This window comes from Agrobacterium sp. CNPSo 2736 (assembly GCF_004005385.1).
GTDB classification, from domain to species: Bacteria; Pseudomonadota; Alphaproteobacteria; order Rhizobiales; family Rhizobiaceae; genus Agrobacterium; species Agrobacterium leguminum.
Genome location: NZ_RZTX01000019.1, coordinates 1 through 20,953, shown reverse-complemented (window position 1 = coordinate 20,953; position 20,953 = coordinate 1). Strand labels below are relative to the sequence as shown.

At 59.2% G+C, this 20,953-nt stretch carries 21 protein-coding genes and 1 tRNA gene; 6 read left to right on the top strand and 16 right to left on the bottom strand.

Features of this window, described 5'->3' with window-relative positions; translation table 11 throughout:
- Positions 1-96 precede the first annotated feature (96 nt).
- From EM858_RS23320 to EM858_RS23290, 7 genes are all read right to left on the bottom strand, one after another.
- Positions 97-1,986, bottom strand: a complete 1,890-nt coding sequence (locus tag EM858_RS23320) for a M48 family metallopeptidase (protein ID WP_127758111.1) — start codon at positions 1,984-1,986, stop codon at positions 97-99.
- 8 nt (positions 1,987-1,994) lie between these two features.
- Complete coding sequence (locus EM858_RS23315; protein ID WP_127758110.1) at positions 1,995-4,031, bottom strand: DUF4034 domain-containing protein; 2,037 nt, start codon at positions 4,029-4,031, stop codon at positions 1,995-1,997.
- Positions 4,032-4,159: 128 nt separating this feature from the next.
- The gene (locus tag EM858_RS23310) at positions 4,160-4,486 is read right to left on the bottom strand and encodes a hypothetical protein (RefSeq protein WP_127758109.1); all 327 of its coding nucleotides are present in this window, start codon (positions 4,484-4,486) and stop codon (positions 4,160-4,162) included.
- A 118-nt stretch (positions 4,487-4,604) separates the two neighbouring features.
- Positions 4,605-5,381, bottom strand: coding sequence for an ABC transporter permease (locus EM858_RS23305; protein WP_127758108.1), 777 nt, complete (start codon positions 5,379-5,381; stop codon positions 4,605-4,607).
- Positions 5,368-6,189: an ABC transporter ATP-binding protein gene (locus tag EM858_RS23300; protein ID WP_127758107.1), complete on the bottom strand. Its 822-nt coding sequence runs from the start codon at positions 6,187-6,189 to the stop codon at positions 5,368-5,370. The genes EM858_RS23305 and EM858_RS23300 overlap by 14 nt, the downstream gene beginning before the upstream one ends.
- A 9-nt stretch (positions 6,190-6,198) precedes the next feature.
- The gene (locus tag EM858_RS23295; RefSeq protein ID WP_164865539.1) at positions 6,199-7,200 is read right to left on the bottom strand and encodes an ABC transporter substrate-binding protein; all 1,002 of its coding nucleotides are present in this window, start codon (positions 7,198-7,200) and stop codon (positions 6,199-6,201) included.
- 48 nt (positions 7,201-7,248) lie between these two features.
- Positions 7,249-8,331 (bottom strand): 4-oxalomesaconate tautomerase, encoded by a 1,083-nt coding sequence (locus EM858_RS23290; RefSeq protein WP_127758106.1) that lies wholly within the window; start codon positions 8,329-8,331, stop codon positions 7,249-7,251.
- A 105-nt stretch (positions 8,332-8,436) separates the two neighbouring features.
- Between EM858_RS23290 and EM858_RS23285 the strand changes: the two genes are divergently transcribed.
- Positions 8,437-9,333 (top strand): LysR family transcriptional regulator, encoded by an 897-nt coding sequence (locus tag EM858_RS23285; protein WP_111793759.1) that lies wholly within the window; start codon positions 8,437-8,439, stop codon positions 9,331-9,333.
- Between the two features lie 106 nt (positions 9,334-9,439).
- Here EM858_RS23285 and EM858_RS23280 read toward each other — a convergent pair whose 3' ends face one another.
- On the bottom strand, positions 9,440-9,985 hold the full coding sequence (locus EM858_RS23280) for a MarR family transcriptional regulator (RefSeq protein WP_127758105.1): 546 nt from the start codon (positions 9,983-9,985) through the stop codon (positions 9,440-9,442).
- 148 nt (positions 9,986-10,133) lie between these two features.
- On the opposite strand from EM858_RS23280, the gene EM858_RS23275 reads away from it, so the two are divergent.
- The 3 genes from EM858_RS23275 to EM858_RS23265 are packed head-to-tail and all read left to right on the top strand — an operon-like array spanning position 10,134 to position 12,293.
- On the top strand, positions 10,134-10,469 hold the full coding sequence (locus EM858_RS23275) for a cupin domain-containing protein (protein ID WP_080819752.1): 336 nt from the start codon (positions 10,134-10,136) through the stop codon (positions 10,467-10,469).
- A gap of 27 nt (positions 10,470-10,496) precedes the next feature.
- Positions 10,497-10,901, top strand: coding sequence for a VOC family protein (locus EM858_RS23270; RefSeq protein WP_174022623.1), 405 nt, complete (start codon positions 10,497-10,499; stop codon positions 10,899-10,901).
- A gap of 33 nt (positions 10,902-10,934) precedes the next feature.
- Complete coding sequence (locus EM858_RS23265; protein ID WP_127758104.1) at positions 10,935-12,293, top strand: peptidase S41; 1,359 nt, start codon at positions 10,935-10,937, stop codon at positions 12,291-12,293.
- A 235-nt stretch (positions 12,294-12,528) separates the two neighbouring features.
- Here the strand turns inward: EM858_RS23265 and EM858_RS23260 are convergent, their stop codons facing one another.
- Positions 12,529-13,302, bottom strand: a complete 774-nt coding sequence (locus EM858_RS23260) for an SDR family oxidoreductase (RefSeq protein ID WP_127758103.1) — start codon at positions 13,300-13,302, stop codon at positions 12,529-12,531.
- An 87-nt stretch (positions 13,303-13,389) separates the two neighbouring features.
- Between EM858_RS23260 and EM858_RS23255 the strand changes: the two genes are divergently transcribed.
- Positions 13,390-14,025 (top strand): TetR/AcrR family transcriptional regulator, encoded by a 636-nt coding sequence (locus EM858_RS23255; protein WP_127758102.1) that lies wholly within the window; start codon positions 13,390-13,392, stop codon positions 14,023-14,025.
- 167 nt (positions 14,026-14,192) lie between these two features.
- Here EM858_RS23255 and EM858_RS23245 read toward each other — a convergent pair whose 3' ends face one another.
- The 6 genes from EM858_RS23245 to EM858_RS23220 all read right to left on the bottom strand — a co-directional run bounded on the left by EM858_RS23245 (position 14,193) and on the right by EM858_RS23220 (position 19,462).
- Positions 14,193-14,495: a MurR/RpiR family transcriptional regulator gene (locus EM858_RS23245; RefSeq protein ID WP_127758101.1), complete on the bottom strand. Its 303-nt coding sequence runs from the start codon at positions 14,493-14,495 to the stop codon at positions 14,193-14,195.
- Positions 14,496-14,551: 56 nt separating this feature from the next.
- Positions 14,552-15,571, bottom strand: coding sequence for a Gfo/Idh/MocA family oxidoreductase (locus EM858_RS23240; RefSeq protein WP_127758100.1), 1,020 nt, complete (start codon positions 15,569-15,571; stop codon positions 14,552-14,554).
- Positions 15,572-15,597: 26 nt separating this feature from the next.
- Complete coding sequence (locus EM858_RS23235) at positions 15,598-16,389, bottom strand: TIM barrel protein (RefSeq protein ID WP_127758099.1); 792 nt, start codon at positions 16,387-16,389, stop codon at positions 15,598-15,600.
- Between the two features lie 82 nt (positions 16,390-16,471).
- Positions 16,472-17,260, bottom strand: a complete 789-nt coding sequence (locus EM858_RS23230) for an ATP-binding cassette domain-containing protein (protein WP_003523955.1) — start codon at positions 17,258-17,260, stop codon at positions 16,472-16,474.
- Entirely contained in the window at positions 17,260-18,381 is a 1,122-nt protein-coding gene (locus tag EM858_RS23225) for an ABC transporter permease (RefSeq protein WP_127758098.1), read from the bottom strand. The genes EM858_RS23230 and EM858_RS23225 overlap by 1 nt, the downstream gene beginning before the upstream one ends.
- Positions 18,382-18,508: 127 nt before the next feature.
- The gene (locus EM858_RS23220) at positions 18,509-19,462 is read right to left on the bottom strand and encodes a sugar ABC transporter substrate-binding protein (RefSeq protein ID WP_127758168.1); all 954 of its coding nucleotides are present in this window, start codon (positions 19,460-19,462) and stop codon (positions 18,509-18,511) included.
- 180 nt (positions 19,463-19,642) lie between these two features.
- Between EM858_RS23220 and EM858_RS23215 the strand changes: the two genes are divergently transcribed.
- Positions 19,643-20,653, top strand: coding sequence for a LacI family DNA-binding transcriptional regulator (locus tag EM858_RS23215; RefSeq protein WP_175422172.1), 1,011 nt, complete (start codon positions 19,643-19,645; stop codon positions 20,651-20,653).
- 42 nt (positions 20,654-20,695) lie between these two features.
- On the opposite strand, the gene EM858_RS23210 is transcribed toward EM858_RS23215, so the two are convergent.
- Positions 20,696-20,772, bottom strand: a tRNA-Met gene (locus EM858_RS23210).
- Between the last annotated feature and the right edge of the window lie 181 nt (positions 20,773-20,953).

Below are 20,953 nucleotides of genomic sequence, written 5' to 3'. Positions count from 1 at the left end.
CACAAAATCACTAAATGAAGTGTTACCCGGGATAGGCAAGTGCTGACAATTCGCCGCGCCGCAGACCGGTTCGAGCATCGTTTTCAAGCCTGTAAGCTACGCGACAGCGGCCGTGCCCACTCGGGCAATCAGGCTATCGTGCCTGCAATGGGCCGGGACTGGATCGTTCGGCCCGATAAAACGAAGCTGCAGATGAAGATGCAACCGCGCCTGCAAACGCTCAAACAGCCGCTTGCAGGCGGAAGCGTTCCTGTCTTCCTCGCCGGTCAGTTTGCCGACGAGGCGCATGAACCAGCCGTCATAGGCCTGCACATAAAGGAACCATCGTGTCGGGTCCGGCGCACCGGGCGGCGTGTCGCGGCAGAGCCAGATGGCGTGCGCATGCTGAAACAGCGGATGAAGCGTGCCTTGCAGCAAGGTGAGTTCGGATGCTTCCAACCCGTGAGGATGGAGACCGGCATCGTTGGAGGCGGATCGGACGGCATCTTCGCTCGTCCACAGGCGGTCGGCGATCTGCCGATGCTGCTCCGCCGCCGGCCTGTCTCCCACCCGCAGGCAGAGTTCGCAGAGGTGGCGATGGAGCCGATACCTGGAGAAAGAGGGGTTCCGGCCGATACGGTGCCACAAGGACATCGCTCCGTGTATGTCTCCGGCTTTCTCCATATCCTCTGCCCGTAGCTGTAGAAGCGTCGTCTCTTCAGGCGAATACCGCAATCCTTCCGCAATCGCCTCGGCGCGCAGCATGCCTGACGGATCGAATTCCTCTGAAAGCAGCGCCAGTTGCAGCCAGTCCTGCTCGTCGAACGTCTGTTGTTCGCGACGTTGCAAGAGCCTTGAGAAGTCGCTGCGCTGACGGATATGCCAGTCTTTTGCGTCCTGCCAGCCTCGTGCGGCATTGTCGCGCCAGTCTGCATCAAGCCGTGCCGCGATCCCGGGAGCTTCTTCCCCCAGCCATTCGGCGGCGGCGGAAGTCTCTTCGAAACGCCAGGGCAGATGATCGGGAAGCGGGCCTGCCGGATCAAACCCCGTTGCGGCAATGCGCTCCGACAAAACGGGATGGGTGCTATGACTATCCGGTTTCTGGCAGAGGTCTTCATGCAGCCAGACGGCCGCCTGCGCGCCATCTCGCGGGCGGCTGTTCTCCGGCTCCGCCAACATCAGGGCAAAGGGTCGCGCCTTGGCGATGTCATCCTTGCCTGCCCCAGCAAACATATCCGGCCAGAATTGGCTGGACAGGGCTCTTTGCCGCAATGTGAGAGCGATTTCCGTCTCAAAGGCGATGTCGGCGCCGCAGACCGTGATCGCACGCGCATCGGCAACCGCCTCGCAGCGACGGGAAAACTCCAGCGTCTCGCGCATCATGCGCGGTACATACCAGGCAAGAAACAATCTGAGCGGCGCGGTGACCAGCCGATGATTGCGCTCATGCAATTTACCGAGTGCTGCCCAGCGCTGGCGAGCCACATGGGCCCAGCGCGCAAAATGACCGTGCAACCGGGAAATATGGGCGTATTCATGCGCGATGACGGTCGCGGCCTGCCGTCCCGTCAACAGGGCGAGAAGCGGCAGACCGAGAACCAGAACATGCCTCGGCTGGCCGCCACGGGAGCCTGTCTGATAGATGGACGCGTTAAGCTCGGCATTGATATAGACGGCCGTGAAGGCTGGCGCATCGCAGGCAAGGCGCAGCCGTTCAAGCTCTTCGGCAAGGGCGGGAACCCTGTCGGCCTGCAGCAATATTCCATCCGAAACCGGTGGGGGCGGTACTGCCGCATAGGCTCGCAGGACCATCAGCCCGTAAAAGACCCATGACAGCGCCGGCAAGGCAAGAAGCACCAGCAGAAGCCACGAAGACACCAGCAACACAAGCAAAAGAGGCGACAGGACCAGCGCAAGGCCGCAGGCCAACAAGAATATGTCGCCAAAGGCAAGCCAGGCCAGGGCTCGCCATCTGCCTTCGCGCGGTGACTGGAGGGGGCTTGCCATGCCGACGCTTATTTCGGTGGAAGATGGTCGCTTGAAAGTTTCTTGCCGAGGAAGAAGGCCTTCAACGCCCGCCCGGCCATCTGCAATCCGCTCGATCCATAAACTTGCGTTTCCATCCACTCCAGTGACGAATGATCGGGGAAGAGTTCCTTGTAACGGTCGAACCATTGCATGGCGATAAACTCGCTTTTGGGAACGCCATCGCCGTATTTATAGGCGAGAACGACCTGGCCATATGCCTCTCCGGCAATGTGGTCGTCATGATAGTCGATGAGGGATTTCATATTGGCGACGGCCTGCTGTTTTTCCTCCGCGGTGCCGTGCCGGCGATCAACGCTCGCCAGCCGGATGAGGGACATATCCACGCCGCCTTCCATCGCGCCACGGTAATATTCCTGAACCCGTTCGAAATTTTCCCGGAGCGACAGATCGAGATTGTCGACATTTTCCAGCCGCCAGGCATAGTTATAAAGTGCGACCGGTTCACCCTCCTCGACCGCCTGCTGAAGCCAGCGGCCCGCTTCGTCGCCGTCGAGCAGTTGCGGGTCTGTATCGGGCCGGAATCCCGTTGCGATGTCATACATGCTTGCCGCGGCCGAATAAACGCGCCGTTCAGCGAATGCGCGGGTCAACCAGACCGACTCCTGCTGGAATCCTCCATCCCAGATCATCCGGCAGGCATGCATTGGCGTGAACTCATCGGGCTCGTAGAGCGGTTCGAGTTGCGCGACCCGGTCGACCAGCTGCGTGGCGATGGCCGGGTTCGCCTCTATTCCCCACATGCCGAACTGCCAGGCAAATGCCGCCATGGTCAGCATGGTCGGCTCATCAAAACGGCGGACGGCCGTTTGCAGCACGTTTGCATAGGCGCCGTCGTGATCCTCGAAATGCTGGATCAGCATCAGATTGGTGAAGTCCCGGAACGGGCCGTCAATGGCCGGATAGGTTCCCGGCGCCTTGCAGTAACGGATGGATTCGACATGGCGCTGGTGCGCCAGTTTTTCGTCCTGGAGAGAATAATGGGTGAAATTAGCGTATTTTCCGAGGGAAACGAAACGCAGGCGATCCGTGAGATCCCGCGCCAGCCAATTCTTGAAAATCCTCTCCCGGGCAGCAATTTCGCGGGTATCGCCGGGTTCGGGATAATCGGGAATGGTCAATGCATCCTGCACCCCGGGCCAGCGCACGGAATTGCGCTCCTGTTCGCTCAGTGCGGAACATAAGGGGCCTTTGGCGAATTTTTCGACCTCGCCATCATCGCCACCCCATCGCGGGCTCAAATATTGCGCGTAAGAAACCAGGATTTCCGGCCACCGGGGCCGAAGCGAAAGGCAGTAGCGCAGCCAGTAATAGCCGGGATTTTCGGCGTCCCCCTGCTGCAGGGGCGGAAGCGAGGCAGGAAGCGTCGCCGTTATGATACCGGGCGGCGTCAATCCGTGTCTGGCAAGGCGGGCGCTTGCGGCTTCGTAAAGCTCCGGTTCCAATTCATCGCGCCCTGCCGTCTTTTCAACGGGCGTACCCAGAAACAGCGCATCGACGAAATCGGGCTGCCCGAGATACTGGCTCATCTCCATCATGGTTTCCGCGGCAAGAGCAGGCCGCGCGGAAAGGGCCATCGCCTTCAGCAAATGCTCTGCCGCAATTATGCAGGCCATGTGGGCGGCGGCCCACTGGTCTTCCCCAACATCCGATGCCCAACTCGCCGTTCGGATGTCGCAGGCCCGGCGGAAATAATAGTGACCGGCGACCTGCCTTGCATGGTACGAAGCCGGGTATGCCTGCCTCCAGGCATCGAGCAGTTCCAGTCTGAGGGCCGCCTCGACGCTGGCGCTGTCGAACAGGCCCGTGTCGGTCGAAAGATGGATATAGCGATCGTCCGCCAGATCGTCGGACTGCCACCATGCCGCCTCAAGCGCCGCGAGTATACGCTCCACCTCGTCGAAGCGCCGTTCAAGCATCGCCTTCCGCAACTCATCCCGCTGACGGAATCTCACCCATTGCGGGCCATCCGGTGGCAGGGGAGACGAAATTGTGACTGTTTTCATGAATGGCTCCTCAGCGGATACGTCCTTCCTTGGAGCATCAAAAAGCCCCTTGTGTCGAGATATCTGAGGAGACTTTTCCCGGCACTTTTACAACTCTCACCGCCAGGAACATAACACCGACCCGGCACTCAATCAGCAAAAGCCAAAAGCCCCACGCCTCGCTTTGCAGCTCGCTCCAGGAGATCACGCATCGAATTGAACGCGGCCAGCGCGTGTTCGTTACCTTCAAGAATATATTCGTTTGTCAGGAGGATATTCAGCAATATCCCGACCTGCACCGGTTCAAGCAGCGTATCTTCGAAGTAGCTGAGGTGGGCGCCCGCCTGCCGGCCCTTATCGAATAAAGCCGCAAGCAAACGGTGCGCATCAAGATCGATGGAACCGGCGAGCTCGAGGCCACAGGCGTCCGCAGGCATCAATTTGGTGTCTAACTCGGCGTAGTAGATGTCCAGCATGTGCAATTTGTCCAACGAATGAAGGATTTGGACGTCGCCATTTCGCTTGCAAGGCTCAGCCAGCTAAAAAGGGGCGATCACGGACCGCCCCGATGGAAATAGTCTTGTTTCAGTCCGCTTACGCGGGACGCTCCTCGCCTGCATTGGGTCGCCAGGTAATCAACCTCTTCTCTGCAAAATCCAGAATGAGGTCAATAACAAGAACGAAGACCGCCAGGATGATGATGCCTGCGAAAACACCGACCGCATCGAAGTTGCCTTCCGAGCGGGCGATCAGGTAACCGAGACCGGCGGAAGCTCCCAGATACTCGCCGATGATTGCGCCGACCACTGCAAATCCGACGGACGTGCGCAGCGACGACAGAATCCAGCTCGCCGCAGCCGGGAAATAGACGTGACGCAGCAGGTCCGAGCGCTTGGCGCCCAGAATGCGGGTATTGGAAAGCACGACCGGGTTCACTTCGCGCACGCCCTGCATGGCATTGAAGAAAGTGACGAAGAAGACGAGCGTAACCGCAAGCGCAACCTTCGACCACAGGCCAAGACCGAGCCAGAGCACGAAGATCGGGGCCAGAACGACACGCGGAATGGCGTTCACGGCCTTGATGAACGGATCGAGCACCCGCGCGACGAAGGGGCTGAGGCCCAGCCAGACGCCGGCGCCGACGCCGAGACCTGTACCGATGAGATAGCCCAGCACCGTTTCGCTCAGCGTGATGCCGACATGCTTGTAAAAACTGGCATCGGCAACCCAGTCAATCACCTGTTTGACGATGTCATAGGGTGCCGGAAAGAAGAAGCGGTCAATGGCGCCCGAGGTGACACCGAGCTGCCACCCGCCCAAAAGCACGACCAGAAGAGCGACCTGGATGATACGAACATTAACGGCTTGCATAGCTTTTCTCCACTTCGCCACGCAGGGACGCCCATATATCGCGATAGAGCGTCATGAATTTTGGATCGAGTTTGATTTCCGCGACGTTGCGGGGCCGCTCGAGATCGACGGGAAAGCTCTCGATGACGCGGCTCTTCGGGCCGGCAGCGAGAACGACGACGCGGTCTCCGAGCGCAATCGCCTCTTCCAGATCATGGGTGATCATGACCACCGCACGGCGGTCCTCCTGCCACAGGCGCAGCAACTCGTTCTGCATGAGGTGGCGGGTGTGGATATCCAATGCGGAGAAGGGTTCGTCCATCAGGATGACCTTCGGCTCGGTGATGAGCGCCTGCGCCATCTGCACGCGTTTGCGCTGTCCGCCGGAGAGCTGGTGCGGAAAGCGGTCTCCGAAGCCCTTCAGGCCAACCTTTTCAAGCCAGGCCTGAACCTTGGCGCGCCGCTCATTTTCGGGAACGCCGCGGAACATCAAACCAAGCTCGACATTCTGAAACGCTGTCTTCCAGGGAAGAAGCGCGTCCTGCTGGAACAGATATCCGATGTTGTTCTGTACGCCCTTGACGAGCGAACCGTCGATGGAAACCCTGCCCTGCGCTGGCTTCAACAGGCCCGCAATCGCGTTGAGAATGGTGGACTTTCCGCATCCCGTCGGCCCGACGATGGAGAGGAACTCGCCATCGCCGACCTTGAGATTTACGTTTTGCACGGCAACGAACGAACCGAACGCCATGGTCACGTCGTCGATTGCCACCATCGGCTGGGGCTTGAGTTCCGTCACGGGTTCTAGCTTTCTGGCTGGCGAAGACATGGCGGCCTCTCAGTTTGCGGCCTTCGAGGCCGCAGCCTCGACGAACTTGTTGGTGTAGGTGGTGTTGAGATCGATCGTCGCCTTGGCGACCGCATCATTGAAGCTTTTCAGAACGGCCAGCGGCGTTTCGAGATCGGCAGGCTCGAACTTGCCGTCTTCGGAGAAGATCGCCTTGGCTGCTTCAACGGCCTTGATGTAGGTCTGCTTGTCGCCGGACACGAAATCATCGGGAAGCTTTGCGACGATTTCTTCCGCAGAATGCTGCTTCATCCAGTGCAGCGCCCGAACCGTCGCATTGGTGACCTTCTGGATCACTTCGGGATTGGCATCGATATAGTCCTGCGTGGCGTAAAGGACCGAGGTGGGATAGATGCCGCCATAGACATCCCTTGCACCCTGATCGCTGCGGGCATCAATGAGGATCTTGCCCAGCCCGCGCTCCACGACGATGGTTGCGGCAGGATCGTAATTGACGAGCAGATCGATCTTGCCCTGCTGCAGGGCTGCAACGGCCGCAGCGCCCGAACCGACGCCGATGATGGAGATGTCATTGTCGCTGAGATTATGCTGCTTCATGTAGTAGCGAATGAAGAAGTCCGAAGAGGAGCCGGGCGACGTGATGCCGACCTTCTTGCCCTTGATCGTCTCGGGCTTGGCCGGATCGAAATCCGTGTCGTTCTTGCCGGCGAGAACCAGGCCCGAGTTACGGGCAAGCTGCACGAAGCCGACCACGTGCTTGTTCTGCGACTGCATCTGGATCGTATGATCGTAGAACCCGACGGCAACGTCCGTGGAGCCGGCAACAAGCGCCTGCAGAACCTTCGATCCGCCCTGGGCAAAGTTCTCGGTCGTTACATCAAGGCCCTCCTCCTTGTAGAAGCCGAGGCTCGCCGCCACGGGGAAAGGCAGGTTGTTGAGGTTGTACGAGCCAACGCTCATCCTGACGGATTCGGCATTGGCAGATGCCGCCAGCGCACAGAGCGCCGCGGTTGCAAGCAGATATTTACGCATAAGGGTCTCCTCCCGGTTTGACTATATTTTGCGCCACTATGGCCGCGTCTAGGCTGCGTCTTCAATCGCAGCGGTTGGTTTGGCGAAGGCGAAGCCTTCGAAAAGCCTGCGCGCCGTTCTTACGAGGCCGGCCGTTATTGCGCCGTTTCGCATCTCCAGCTGCACGTCGAGGCAGCCGGCGGGATGTTCGATGCGGATCTGGGTCGGCACCGAAAGGCCTCCAGCCGCATCATAAGCGATGGAGCCTTTGGTGACAGCCGCAGTTGCGATACCAACGGCGCCGGTCGTCGCCAGTGCAGGATGACACTCGTTGGGCATGAAATACCGCACCGAAAGAGTGCCGCCTCTGCGGGCCGGTGCAACGAGCACCGGTTTCGGAATGACCATGTCTTTCACATCGCCCATTCCCATCAACTTTCCGGCCTCGATGCGGATGCGGGTCATCCGTGCGATGAGATCCTTGTGAGCGCTCAGGGTTTGCGGATCCTCGTACCCCGTCACGCCGAGATCGGCTGCGCGGATGAGAACCATCGGAATGGCGCAGTCTATGGCCGTTATGTTGACGCCATCGATCAGATCGACCGGCTTTCCGGTGGGCAGCAGCTTGCCGGTCTTCGCACCCGCCGCATCCATGAATGTCAATGCGATGGGCGCCGCCAGACCCGGAACACCGTCGATCGAGGCGTCGCCGAGATAAATAACCTCGCGGCCGCGTGTCGGAACCTTCGCCTCGATCAGCTTGCCGGTATTCACGTTATGGATTCGCACAAGAGTATCGTTGCCCTGGGCTTCGACAAGCCCCGCTTCGATGGCAAAGGGGCCGACGGCGGCCAGCATGTTTCCGCAATTTGGCGAATAGTCGACATACTGCCTGTCGGTCCGAACCTGCGCGAACAGATAATCGATGTCGGCGCCCCTGACGGTGGAAGGGCCGATAATCGCAACTTTGGACGTGACCGGATTGCCCCCGCCAATGCCGTCGATCTGAAGCGGATGACCAGACCCCATGATGGAAAGAAGGGCCGCGTCCCGGTCTGCTCGATCACGGGGAAGATCGGATGCGAGAAAGAACGGTCCACGCGACGTTCCACCGCGCATCAGCACACAGGGTATCTTCAGCAGATCGTTCATGGGTTGCCTCAATATTGCATTTGGCGGATCAATGCGCCGCGTTGTTGCAATATGAGCAAAAGAGTCTAATCTGTTAAATGCAATGTTTTGGAGCTTTATTGCGATATGAGCATCAATTGTGAAATTCTGGATTTGCGAGCGTTTCAAGCGGTGGTTGAACTAGCCAGTTTCCACAGGGCCGCCGAGGCGCTGCATATCTCGCAACCGGCGCTCACCCGCCGTATCCAGAAACTGGAGCAGGCGATTGGCGCGCCACTTCTTGAAAGAACGACGCGCCACGTCGCACCCACTGCCATGGGACAGGAGGTCATGCCGCTCGTCCGGCGCATGCTCGAGGAATTTGACGGATCGCTTTTTGCCATGAAGGACGGTGCGCAACGGCGCGGGCTTATCACCATGGCCTGCGTTCCCACCGCCGCCTTTTACTTTCTTCCCACCGTCATCAAGACCTTCAGCCAGCAATATCCCCATATAAGGCTGCGGATCAGGGATTTGACAGCCAATGAGGGTCTGCAGGCGGTCGCCAGAGGCGAGGTGGAATTCGGCATCAATCTGATGGGCAATTCCGATCCCGAGCTTTCATTCGAGCCACTCATCGATGACCCCTTCGTGCTGGCAATGAGGAAAGACCATCCTCTGGCAGCTTTCGAGACAATCGAGTGGGACCAGCTGGAGGCCCATCCGCTGGTTGTCGTGGACCGTTCAAGCGGTAACAGGACGCTTCTCGACAGCGCGCTTGCGCGACACAATCTAAAATTGAACTGGTTTTATGAGGTGACACATCTCAACACGTCGCTCGGTCTCGTAGAAGCCGGACTTGGGATTTCCGTCCTGCCGCGATTGGCAACGCCGCAGGACGATCACCCATTCCTTATCACCCGACCGATCGTCAACCCGGTGGTCTCCCGTACGATCGGCATCGTGCAAAGGCGAAGCAGCGCTCTTTCCCCAGCCGCTGAAAAGTTTGTGAGGATGCTGCTCGAGACCTGGAAAACACAGTGATCGCTTGAGGAAAATGCTGCTACGGCCGGCAGGTCGCGAGCCGCAGATGCCCGGTAAACAGCTCGGACTTGCAGGTTCGCTCGAATGAAAAAACCTGCACCGGAGCCTACGCACGGGCCTCGATATCCAGCACCAGCTTTTTCAGCAGCGCCGCGAGGTTATCGCGCTCCTCCGGAGTGAGCCCCTGCAGGAAAGTCTGCTCGCTCGCCATATCCTTGCGAAACGCCTTTTCCGCCAGCTCGATGCCCGCCGGCATGAGGCACACAACGACACTGCGCCCATCGAGCGTCGATTTTCTGCGCTCGATGAGGCCGGCCTTTTCCAATCGATCAAGCCGGTGCGTCAGGCCGCCCGAGGAGAGCATCAGCGTCGTGTACATTTCCGTCGGCGTCAGCTGGTAGGGCGGTCCAGACCGGCGCAATGTGGCTATAACATCGAACTCGCCGCGGTCGAGACCGAAGCCGGCAAACGTCTCTTCGATTGACGGCGCCAGAAGGTTGCTGAGCCGTTTGGCGCGCCCGAAGACAGCCATCGGCTCCGTATCGATATCAGGCAGTTCCCGCGCCCACTGGCCACGGAGACGGTCGACATGATCTTCCCTGCCAGCTTCCATCGCCCGATCCGTCGTCGTGTCCGGCATCGCCTGCTTCATCTCATCACCCCTTCACCACTTCGAAAACCATATACGGCTTTGCCCGATCCGTGAATATATCTTTGCGAGAAGATAGATATCTTGACAGGAAGATAAATTGCACATATATCTTCTCGCGAAGATAGTTTTGTCTCAGGGAGGAGACCAGATGTTTTCCATCCGTCGTCATCAGGAACCGAACCCCGGCCAGAGCCGGACGGTGCGTTATGAAGGATGCGAATACGGAAGCGCCGTATCCATCTTTGTCGTCAATGCCGACCCGGGTCGCGGCCCTGATCTGCATGTTCACCCCTATGCCGAAACCTGGGTGGTGCGCAAAGGCGAGGCCGAGTTCACAATCGGCGATCAGCGGGCGCGCGGTTCGTCGGGCGACATCGTCGTCGGGCCTGCCAATATCCCCCACCGCTTCGAAAATATCGGCACCGACCGGCTGGAGATCATCTGCATCCATCCGAGCGAGACCTTTCAGCAGACCTTCCTGTAACCCCGTTCCACCATGAGGAGAAAGACAATGGCCAAAATGATTTTCCTGAACCTGCCGGTGAAAGACCTGACCGTTTCGACCGCCTTCTATGAGGCGATCGGCTGCGTGAAGAACGAAGAGTTTTCCAACGAAGACGCAAGCTCGATGGTGTGGTCGGAGACCATCACCTTCCAGCTTCTGCGGCACGACTACTACAAGACCTTCACCGCCAAACCGATCGCCGATGCCCGTACAACGAACGGCATGCTGATCGCCCTTTCGCGCGACAGCCGCGAAGAGGTCGACGCCATGGTTGGCGCCGCGGCAAAAGCAGGTGGGCAGGCGGATGTCCGTGAACCGCAGGATCTGGGTTTCATGTATCTCCGTACCTTCGCCGATCCCGATGGCCACGAATTTGAACCCGCTTACATGGATTTGAGCAATGCGGGCTGACGTCATCATCCACGCGCGTGAGGGGTTGTTCCCATGAGAACAGCCACACGTCGCACGCTTGTCCTTGGCTTTCTCGCAATCCTGCCGCTTACGGGATATGCAAACGAGAACTCGATGACGGCCCGGCAGATGCGGGAGGATCTGTCGGCGCTTAAACAGCAATGGGCGCCCCTCGATAAAAGCTTCAGCCCGGATCAACGGCAGGCATTCGAGCGCCACGTCAACTTTATCGAAAGCGAGGTTGATCGCTTGAGCCCGGAAGCTTTCGCAATGGAGATCATGCGGTCTGTCGCGATTGCCCGAAACGGCCATACGAACGCCAATATCGGCGCTTTTCTGGGCGGCGACCTGCCCATTCGCCTGTGGTGGTTTGCCGACGGCCTCTATGTTGTAAAGGCCCATCCGGACTATGCGCATCTGCTCGGTGCGCGCATAGAAAAGATCGGCTCGCTCACGGCAGCGGAAACGGAAAACCGGTTCAAGCCTTATCTTGCGGGCACAGATCAGAGAATCCACTTTCTCAGTTCCGGTTATCTGGTGACGCCGAGGGTGCTCCGGCATATAGGCGCCATTGACGACACCGCGAAAACACCGCTGACGCTGAATCTGGCGTCCGGAACGCTGGAGACGGTGTATTTGCCTGTTGTAACGAAAGACCCGGGCGATGAGCGCAGCACCGGGCTGAACAGGGGCTATTCGGTTCTCACTCCGGATGCGGAAAGGACGCCGGGACGCTGGCCGCATGTGCTCGACCAGCTAAAAGAAAGTCCTCGCTTATACAGCAAACGGAGCGATGTAACCGCGTCTTTTCTCGATGACGGAAGAACCGCGCTCTACATTCGAAACGATACGGCGCGGAGTGTCGACGATAAGCCGCTCGTCGAAAAATTCGGCGGCATCATTCACAAAGACATCCTGCCTTTCCAGCCGAGGCACATCGTCGTCGATCTGCGTTTCAACAACGGCGGCGATTTCTTCAACAGCATTCTCTTCGCACAGGCACTGCCCCGCCTTCTCCCTGATCAGGGGCGGATTTCTGTCCTTGTGGGACGCGCGACGTTCTCCGCAGGCATCGTCACCGCAGCCTTGATAAAGGGAAGCGGAGGCGAACGGGTATCTCTGATCGGCGAAAAAATGGGGGATGGCGGCAGGTTCTGGGCGGAAGGCGATAAAATAACGCTGCCAAACTCAGGGATAAGCGTCCGCTACAGCTCCGAATTCGAAGACTACGAGCAAGGCTGCAGCGATGTCCGAACCTGCTACTGGGCGACCGTCGCATTCGGGCCCCGCAATATCTCCCTTTCACCGGACATCTCTGTTGATCTGAGCTTCGACGATTATATGCGCGGTCGGGATCCTGTGCTGGAAAAGGCACTGGAGCTTGCACGATAGGTAGCCGGCGACACATTGATAACGTAACCGTCTCCCGATATGGCAGGCGGCGTTACGCACCCACGAGACGAAGAAAGCGCCGGCTCGCACCTCTGTCGGGCGGGCCACGAACGCCAACATCGCAAGGCGCGCGCCGATAAAAAGTCCGCCCGGGAGAAGGACTGCAGTTGTCCCATTCGGGCGTCAGGCGAAACCGCCCGACGCCAGTCGTCCAGAGACATCTGCTATGCCTGCATCAAATCCGCGCACCGCCCGTCGCATCAATCATCTGTCCGGTCGTCCAGCGGGCGTCGTTCGAGGCAAGGAATGTGATGACGTCCGCAATATCGTCGGCGCGTCCGACACGCGAGAAGACTGACAGGGCTTCGGCGCCTGCGCGGGCCTCCGGCGCTGCCAGCCATCCGGCGTTCATGTCGGTTTCAGTGACGCCCGGCAGCACCGAATTGACCGTAATTCCGCGCCGGCCGAATTCCGGGGCAAGCGCCAGCGTCAATGTCTCAAGCGCCCCCTTGGACGCCGCATAGGCGGGATGCGTCGGCGCCGCGATGCGCGTGAAGCCGGTCGAGACATTGATGATGCGGCCATTGTCGCGGAGATGATCGGCAACGGCCTGAATGAGAAAGAACGGCGCCTTGAAGTTGATCGTCATCAACTCGTCGAACGCGGCTGCCGTTGTTTCTTTCAACGATGTCGCCGGGGCAATGCCCGCATTATTGACGAGAATATCAAGGGATGGCGAGCCGGTGAAAGCGACCGTGGCTTCCCTGAACTGCTCCCACAAGCTGTCTGTCGCCGCTTTCCCAGACCGCAGATCGGCGTTGAGAGCGACCGCCTTCGAACCGAGAGCCTCGATCTCGCGGATCGTTGCCTTTGCCGCATCGGGGTTCGCACCATAATGAACGCCGATAAGACCTGCACCCTCTTTCGCAAACGCCAGGGCCGCGGCACGGCCGATGCCGCGTGAACTGCCCGTTATGAGGGCGACTTTGTTCGATAGTTTCTGAGACATGGATCACTCCGTTGCGATTTAACTAGCGATCGTTATAATAAAATCCGGCCATGATCTGTCAATGTTTTTATAGTGATCGATATAAAAATGTCTGAAATGACGCGAAAACAACGCGGTAGACCGCGCCTGCTTGATCGGAATGCCGGGCTCAACGTCGCAGCCCGGCTGTTCTGGGAACACGGCTATGAGGGAACCTCGATAGCGGACCTCACCCATGCGATGGGCATCACCCCGCCGTCCCTCTACGCGACCTTCGGTTCGAAGGAAGAATTATTCCGGCTGGCGCTTGATCATAGCATTGCGCAGCAAAGCGAACGCCGCGCCGAAGTGCTGCAGGCGCAAATACCCGCTTACGAGGCGCTCGCCTCTTACCTTTACGATATTGCTGAAGGACATACCCAGCCCGACAAGCCGCGAGGATGCATCGTTTCCACGGCCGTTCTCCAGCATTCGGAAGCAAACGCCTCTGTCGCCCGCACAACGGCACAATTGCGCGAGGCGGCAATACAGATTCTCAAGACGCGGTTCGACCGCGCCGTCAGCGAGGGCGAACTACCCACGCAAACCGACACGGATACGCTCGCCCGCTTTTACGGCGCCGTCATTCAGGGCATGTCCGCGCAGGCTTGCGATGGCGCGTGCAGGGCTAGGTTAAAGGCTTTGGTCGACGTCGCGCTGACAGCCTGGCCCGGAAAGCGTGGGGCCGCTGGCCATCCAGGTTGAATCGCAACCTCTTGAACGGGTCGTCCGAGGACCGGAGACGGCAAAACGGCATTCGACCAGGAAAGCGGGCTGATGGCGAGGCGGACCCCTGCCGGCAAAATCTTGGCGAGATTCATTTTCTTCTCCACCTTGCAGAACCTGCGACTTTCACTTTCACGGGGTAAAACCTATAGAAAATCCATTATGTTACGCCCCTTCCCTTCCGACAGTACGTGCGTGCGAAAAACCCGCCTGAATTGGCTGAACCTATCAAAGCCCAGCGAGTTGGCGACACGGACGACGGTGGATGGAGACACGGCGCATTCGCTGGCGAGGGAACCGATCGTACCAAAGGCGACGATATGCGGACGAGCCAGAATGGTTCGCGCGACATGGTCCTGCTGCTCCGACAATCGCAGGCTCCCCGTTACGATCAGACCCTTCATGTCCTGAATGCTGGTCGGCGTTTTAAAGGTCTGCCGCGTAGGCATGGAGCCTGCTCCTTGTCGATCTGAAGGCACGCCGGCAAGCCACCGCGCCTTAGGGTTCAATTCAGGGCGACCGGTTGCTTCCGGGATACCGATTGAATAGCGGCAAGGGCGACCGCCAGTGCGTTGCGTGCATCCTGGCCCGTCGGCCCTTCACTCATTCCCCCCTGACGGACGGCGGTCATGAAAGAGGCAAGTTGCGCCGTGTAGCCATGGACAAAGTGATCGGTATCGCGACGCCAGGTCTCATTCGAGACACCGCGCCCATCGAACAGCGTCATGCTTGAACGACGGACATCGCCCATCGTCACCATGCCGGCCGATCCAAAAACCTCGCCGCGAATGTCATAGCCGTAGAGCGCTGAAAAATTGGCCTCTGCAACGGCTATGGAGCCGTTGTCGAAACGGATATTGACCACCGCCGTATCCAGAAAGCCTTCACCTTTCGCGTCAGGGCGAACGAGCGCATCCGCCATGGCGAAGACTTCGACCGGTCTGGCGCCGGGGTTCAGCCATAACAGCGTGTCGAAATCGTGGATGAGGGTCTCGTAGAAAATCGTCCAGAGCGGAATACGGCCGGGGTCTGCGGCGAATGGGCCGGGATCACGCGTCAGCGAGCGGATGAGCTGCGGCGCACCGACCTTGCCGACATCGATCGCGGCCCGGCCTTCCGCAAAGGCCTGATCCCACCGGCGGTTGAAGCCCACCTGAAGGGGAACGCCGGCCGAGCGTGCCGCGGCAATCGCCCGATCGGCATCTTCCAGCGTCAGCGCCATCGGCTTTTCGCAGAAAATCGCTTTTCCCGCCTCGGCAGCCTGAACAAGAACATTGGTATGGAAACGGGCCGGCGTTGCGATGATGACGGCGTCGAGACCGGGATGTGCAAGCAATGCGGCAATGTCGGTATAGGCGGCGTCGACGCCGAGTTTTTCCGCAAGACCTGCTGCCGCACCCGGTGCGGGATCGGCAATGGCGACGAGTTCGGCATCCACCAGTCGCCGGGCGACGGTTTCACCGTGGAAAGAGCCGATGCGGCCGGCGCCGATGAGGCCGATATTGACGGGTTTTGTCTTGGGCATGGGGATCGTCCTGTGGGTTTATGGTGTCAGATTGTGAATGCAGCGCGGAAAGCCGAGAGCGCTGCGTCGGCATCGCCGGATGCCCAGGCCTCCATGCCGACCGGCCCGGAATAGCCCATCGCTTTCAGCGCCCGGGCAATGCCGTTCCAGTTGACTTCGCCCGTACCGGGCTCGCAGCGACCGGGCACGTCGGCAACCTGAATCTCTCCTATCCACGGCAGGGCCCTGCGGCAAAGCTCGATCAGGTTTCCTTCACCGATCTGGGCGTGGTAAAGATCGAGATTGAGGCGCAGACGCGGGTGGTCGATGCTGGAAACCAGCGCCAGCGTATCTTCCGCGCGCGCAAACGGAACGCCGGGATGGTCGACGGGAAGGTTGAGGTTCTCCAGGGTGAAAACCACATCCTCTTCTTCCGCGAGGTCAACGATACGGCAAAGCGTGTCACGCGCCTTGAGCCACATGACGCCCGTGACCACCTCGACAGGCTGCACCGGCAGCCCGCGATCTCCAAGGCCCGTACCATGCAGGTTCAGTCGCTGAACGCCAAGGCGTTTGCCCACCTGGGCGGTCTGGCGGGCCGTGCTGAGCAGCTCTGCCGCGCCTTCGTCATCCGTGAGCCGGCCGGTGAGATAACCATTCATGATGGTGAAGGTCGCACCGGTCGCTTCAAGTCTGCTGATGTCATGTTCCGGCCAGTTCCACAGGCCGACACCGAAGCCCAGATCCTTGAGCCGGGAAGCGCGCCATTCGATCGGCTTGTCACGCCACAACATCTCGGCGCAGGCCGCCAGTGGGAAGGAAGTCGCAGAAGCGCTCATGGGTAATACCTTGCTGATGAGTATGAGGGATCGTGGCGCGGCGCGATCGCGCCGAACCGGATCTTCGTTCGGGAATGTCTAGTCAGATGGTTCCGCCCAGCTCCTCGGAGATGGACTGCAACTCCTTGCCGCCTGCCATCAGGTTCTGCAGATCGTCGATGCCAATTTCACTCTTCGAATATGTTCCGAGGGTCTTGCCGCGATTCAGCGCCGTGAACCGGTTGCCGACGGCATAGGCGTGGCGGACATTATGCGTGATGAAAATGACGCCGAGCCCGTTATTGCGGACCTGGTTGATATATTTGAGAACCATCGAGGTCTGCGCGACGCCGAGCGCCGACGTGGGCTCATCGAGGATGAGCACCTTCGCCCCGAAATAAACAGCGCGCGCGATGGCGACACATTGCCGTTCACCGCCCGACAAGGTGCCCACCGCCTGATCCGGCTCGCGCACATCGATACCGATCTTGCGCATCTCCTCACGCGTGACCCTGTCGGCGAAATCCATGTCCATGCTCTTGAAGGGGCCGAATCCCTTCAGAGGTTCGCGGCCCATGAAAAAGTTCCGCGTCACCGACATCAGGGGGATCATCGCAAGATCCTGATAGACGGTCGCGATGCCGGCATCGAGCGCATTCCGCGGACCGTCGAATATGCGTGGCTGGCCTTCGACGAGGAATTCTCCCGATGTCGGCTTGAACACGCCGGACAGGGTGTTGATGAGAGTGGATTTGCCGGCGCCATTGTCTCCGAGAAGGCAGAGAACCTCGCCGGCGTTGACACTCAGCGATACGCCGTTGAGCGCGATGATGGAGCCGAAATATTTGACGAGATTCCTTACCTCGACGATTGGCGTCTGAGATGTGCTCATCAGCGTTCTCCCGTGACGCGTTTGCGGATCACATTGTTGAAAATGACGGCCGTCAGCAGCATGCCGCCGAGGAACACGAGGTACCAATCCTGATCTATCGACGTGTAGGTGAGGCCGATCAACACCATGCCGAAGACAATCGAGCCGAAGAACGCGCCGATCGCCGACCCGTAACCGCCTGTCAGAAGGCAGCCGCCGATGACGGCCGCGATGATGGCCTCGAATTCCTTCTGAAACCCACGGCGGGCATCCGTGGAGCCGGCATCCAGCACGGTGAGGATCGCTACGAGTGTGGCGCACATCGCCGTTATGATGAACAGGGTGGTCTTCACGCGCGCCACTGGCACGCCCGACTTGCGCGCCGCACGCGGGTCACCGCCGGCGGCAAATATCCAGTTGCCGAAACGCGTCCGTAAAAGCACCCATGTAGCGAGCAGGGCGATCAGGACGAACCACAGGATCTCCACCGGAATACCGGGAACCTTCGGTGTTCCATTTGGAAATGTCTCAATGATGCCCCGGCTGCCGAGCCAGGAGAACAGGCCGGTAAAGGCGTCGCCGGAAAAAATCGGGGCAAGCGGGCTGTCGGCGGCGGCTTCCTTCATGCCGCGAAGCTGTGTCGCTCCGCCGCTTGCCCATTTGAGGCCAACCAGCGTGAGGCCACGCAGAATGAAGAGGAATGCAAGCGTGACGATGAACGAAGGAAGACCCGTTCGCATCGTAAGCTGGGCATTCGTGACGCCGATGACCACGGCAAATCCGAGCGCAATCAGGATCGCCACACTGAGCGGAAGATTGAGAACCACCAGTGCCGTGCCAAATACGAGACCGGCAAAGGCGACCATCGATCCGATCGACAGATCAAATTCACCGCCGATCATCAATAAAGCGGCGCCGATGGCAAGAATGCCGAGCTGGGCGGCCGGAGCCATGAAATTGACCACGCCGGCCAGCGTGAACATGGCGGGATTGGCGGTGAAGAAAAAGAAGATGGTGACGAGCACCAGCCCGGCGACAGCGCCGAGTTCCGGACGCCGCAGGAGCGCGGTCATCATCGAAACCTTTTTTAGCCGCTCGTCGGATCGGGTCGACGACCCGTTCTGTTCGTTGGCCAGCGTCATGGGTTTGTTCCTCAGATTGGGTGTCATCTTTGCGCGCAACGGCGTTCGGCCGAAAAGGTCGCGCATCGAGGCAAAGGTTGCGTTCGGGGTGGCTCCCGCTTTGGGGGGAGCCACGCTTCCATCCGGCCTAGCGGATGCCCTGGGAGGATTTTTCGATGACTGCGGCCGCCGTGTCCTTCTCGACGAAGCTTGGGCCGGAGGCGACGTTGCCCGCCGGAATGGTGCCGTAACGCGCGTTCAACGCAAGAAATGTCACCGGTAGATAACCTTGCAGGAAGGGTTGCTGATCAACCGCAAACAGTGCCTTCCCGTCCGCGACAGCCTTCAGAAAACCCGCCGACAGATCGTATGATGCAACCTTGACCTTGTCGCCGACACCCAGCTTTTCGACAACCGCAACCGCGCGTTCGCCGACCAGCGGCGCAGAAAGACCGAGAACAACATCCACCGAGGGATCGGAGGTGAGCGCCGCCTGAATCTTGGCCTCGATTTCCGCCGGGTCGGCTGTCGTCGGCAACACCGTTACCTTGCCGCCTTCAAAACCCTTTTCCGTTCCGGCGCAGCGCTGGTCCAGAGCCGCATTGCCCACCTCCTGGTTGACGCAAAGAACGTGCTTCAAACCGAGAGACTTCAGTTTCTCCCCAACTTTGACACCGGCAGGCAGTTCATCCTGACCGACGTGCAGCCTGATGCCGAGCTTTCCCGTGGCCGAGATGCCGGAATTCATCGAGATGACCGGAATGCCCGCGGCAACTGCTTTTTCAATCGCTGGACCTAGGGCATCTGGGTCCGGGTTGGAAATCACTATCCCCGCCGGGGTCTGGTTTGCGGCCGCATCGATGAGTTGACCCATCGCGACCATGTCGAAGGTCTCGGGCGCGCGATAATCGACCCGGACATTACTGTCCTTGCCCGCCTGCATCATGCCATTTTTGACAATAGACCAGAAAGGATCGGACGCCTGACCGTGGGTGACCACGATGATGGTCAACTGATCCTGCGCCCTGGCCGCCGCAGAGCATGACACGGCTATTCCGCCGACGAGTACGCCATGGGCGAGTTTCCTGAGAATAGATTTCATGTGGTTCCTCCTCCTTGTACCGGCCCACTCCTCAGACCGATAAATACGCATGCTACCGGGTGTAAATATCTTGCTACCGGGTGCAAGCAGGTGCATCATAGCTGCGGATGGGTTAAAAGCAAGCATTCATTTCATCGGAATCAGAAATGGAATGTTCGTTCTATTTTGGTCGGAGGCACTATGCGCAAGCGGGAAACTACCAGGAGAGCGACGGCGAAGGAGGTGGCGACCGCAGCCGGCGTCTCTAAATGGACCGTTATCCGGGCCTTCACACCCGGCGCGTCGATCACCGAGGAGAGCAAACGGCGCGTGCTGGAATCGGCGGCCGCCCTGAATTACTCGCCGAACCTTCTTGCCCGGAGCCTTGCCACCAATCTGACCCATCAGGTCGCCGTCTTCGTTGATGACTTCGCCAATCCCCAGAAACTGCCGTTTCTTGAAACACTGACGGAGCGTCTGCAGGCCGCCGGCCTCGTTGCCATGCTCATCAACATCAATAACCACTTCGATCACGTGCACGCCCTGCTACATGCCGACCAGCGTCAGGTTGACGCCATCATTCTTTTTGGCACCGCATTTCGCGATGAAACGTTGACGGACCGCCAGCTTGGCCACGGAATGCCGCCCATGTTCGTTCTGGCACGCGATAGCCAGATCGACGGCGTGCCTGCCGTCGTATGCGACGCCGAGCTGGCGCTGAGAGACATCGTCAACCATTTATACGAACGGGGATATCGAAAGCCCGGCTTCATGAGCGGCGCGACGGCGCTTTCGACAGCGCTCAGGCGCCGGCAGTACTTTACGGATTTCTGGGCGGAAAAAGGCGTTGGTGAGATCGAACTGCTATCTGCCGAAAAATACAGCGCCGCAGCGGGAGCAGCATCCGTCCGCGAATATCTCTCGCATACTGCACCTTCCGAACGCGTCGATGTCCTTATGTGTGAGAACGATATCCTGGCTTTCGGCGCCATGGATGAAATTCGCGGAAACTTCGGGCTGAGAGTGCCTGAGGAGATGGCCATCGTCGGATTCGACAATTATGAACTCGGAGGTTCACCCGCATACGGCCTCACCACATATGAACAACCGCGCCACGAGATGGTCGAGGCCATCATCGGAATGATCACCGGAGCCATTGAAGCCGAAACAGTCACCTTGCCCGGTAAAATGATTGTCCGAAATTCCACGTGACAACAAAAAACCCCGTGGCTAGTGCCACGGGGTTTTGAGATTTGGTTGCGGGGGCAGGATTTGAACCTGCGGCCTTCAGGTTATGAGCCTGACGAGCTACCGGGCTGCTCCACCCCGCGTTGACTGGTTTTATTATAGCATAAAGGCCGCTTGATGCGGCCTTTTGATTTGGGCTTTGTGCCGGTTTTTGTGAATGAGAAGATTTGTGTTGCGTTTTGCAGACCTGGCAGCGACCTACTCTCCCGCGTCTTGAGACGAAGTACCATTGGCGCTGGGGCGTTTCACGGCCGTGTTCGGAAT

Excerpts from the sequence above, each read along its gene's own strand:
- EM858_RS23320 (WP_127758111.1), bottom strand. The coding sequence starts at position 1,986 with ATGGCAAGCCCCCTCCAGTCACCGCGCGAAGGCAGATGGCGAGCCCTG.
- EM858_RS23315 (WP_127758110.1), bottom strand. The coding sequence starts at position 4,031 with ATGAAAACAGTCACAATTTCGTCTCCCCTGCCACCGGATGGCCCGCAA.
- EM858_RS23310 (WP_127758109.1), bottom strand. The coding sequence starts at position 4,486 with ATGCTGGACATCTACTACGCCGAGTTAGACACCAAATTGATGCCTGCG.
- EM858_RS23305 (WP_127758108.1), bottom strand. The coding sequence starts at position 5,381 with ATGCAAGCCGTTAATGTTCGTATCATCCAGGTCGCTCTTCTGGTCGTG.
- EM858_RS23300 (WP_127758107.1), bottom strand. The coding sequence starts at position 6,189 with ATGTCTTCGCCAGCCAGAAAGCTAGAACCCGTGACGGAACTCAAGCCC.
- EM858_RS23295 (WP_164865539.1), bottom strand. The coding sequence starts at position 7,200 with ATGCGTAAATATCTGCTTGCAACCGCGGCGCTCTGTGCGCTGGCGGCA.
- EM858_RS23290 (WP_127758106.1), bottom strand. The coding sequence starts at position 8,331 with ATGAACGATCTGCTGAAGATACCCTGTGTGCTGATGCGCGGTGGAACG.
- EM858_RS23285 (WP_111793759.1), top strand. The coding sequence starts at position 8,437 with ATGAGCATCAATTGTGAAATTCTGGATTTGCGAGCGTTTCAAGCGGTG.
- EM858_RS23280 (WP_127758105.1), bottom strand. The coding sequence starts at position 9,985 with ATGAAGCAGGCGATGCCGGACACGACGACGGATCGGGCGATGGAAGCT.
- EM858_RS23275 (WP_080819752.1), top strand. The coding sequence starts at position 10,134 with ATGTTTTCCATCCGTCGTCATCAGGAACCGAACCCCGGCCAGAGCCGG.
- EM858_RS23270 (WP_174022623.1), top strand. The coding sequence starts at position 10,497 with ATGGCCAAAATGATTTTCCTGAACCTGCCGGTGAAAGACCTGACCGTT.
- EM858_RS23265 (WP_127758104.1), top strand. The coding sequence starts at position 10,935 with ATGAGAACAGCCACACGTCGCACGCTTGTCCTTGGCTTTCTCGCAATC.
- EM858_RS23260 (WP_127758103.1), bottom strand. The coding sequence starts at position 13,302 with ATGTCTCAGAAACTATCGAACAAAGTCGCCCTCATAACGGGCAGTTCA.
- EM858_RS23255 (WP_127758102.1), top strand. The coding sequence starts at position 13,390 with ATGTCTGAAATGACGCGAAAACAACGCGGTAGACCGCGCCTGCTTGAT.
- EM858_RS23245 (WP_127758101.1), bottom strand. The coding sequence starts at position 14,495 with ATGCCTACGCGGCAGACCTTTAAAACGCCGACCAGCATTCAGGACATG.
- EM858_RS23240 (WP_127758100.1), bottom strand. The coding sequence starts at position 15,571 with ATGCCCAAGACAAAACCCGTCAATATCGGCCTCATCGGCGCCGGCCGC.
- EM858_RS23235 (WP_127758099.1), bottom strand. The coding sequence starts at position 16,389 with ATGAGCGCTTCTGCGACTTCCTTCCCACTGGCGGCCTGCGCCGAGATG.
- EM858_RS23230 (WP_003523955.1), bottom strand. The coding sequence starts at position 17,260 with ATGAGCACATCTCAGACGCCAATCGTCGAGGTAAGGAATCTCGTCAAA.
- EM858_RS23225 (WP_127758098.1), bottom strand. The coding sequence starts at position 18,381 with ATGACGCTGGCCAACGAACAGAACGGGTCGTCGACCCGATCCGACGAG.
- EM858_RS23220 (WP_127758168.1), bottom strand. The coding sequence starts at position 19,462 with ATGAAATCTATTCTCAGGAAACTCGCCCATGGCGTACTCGTCGGCGGA.
- EM858_RS23215 (WP_175422172.1), top strand. The coding sequence starts at position 19,643 with ATGCGCAAGCGGGAAACTACCAGGAGAGCGACGGCGAAGGAGGTGGCG.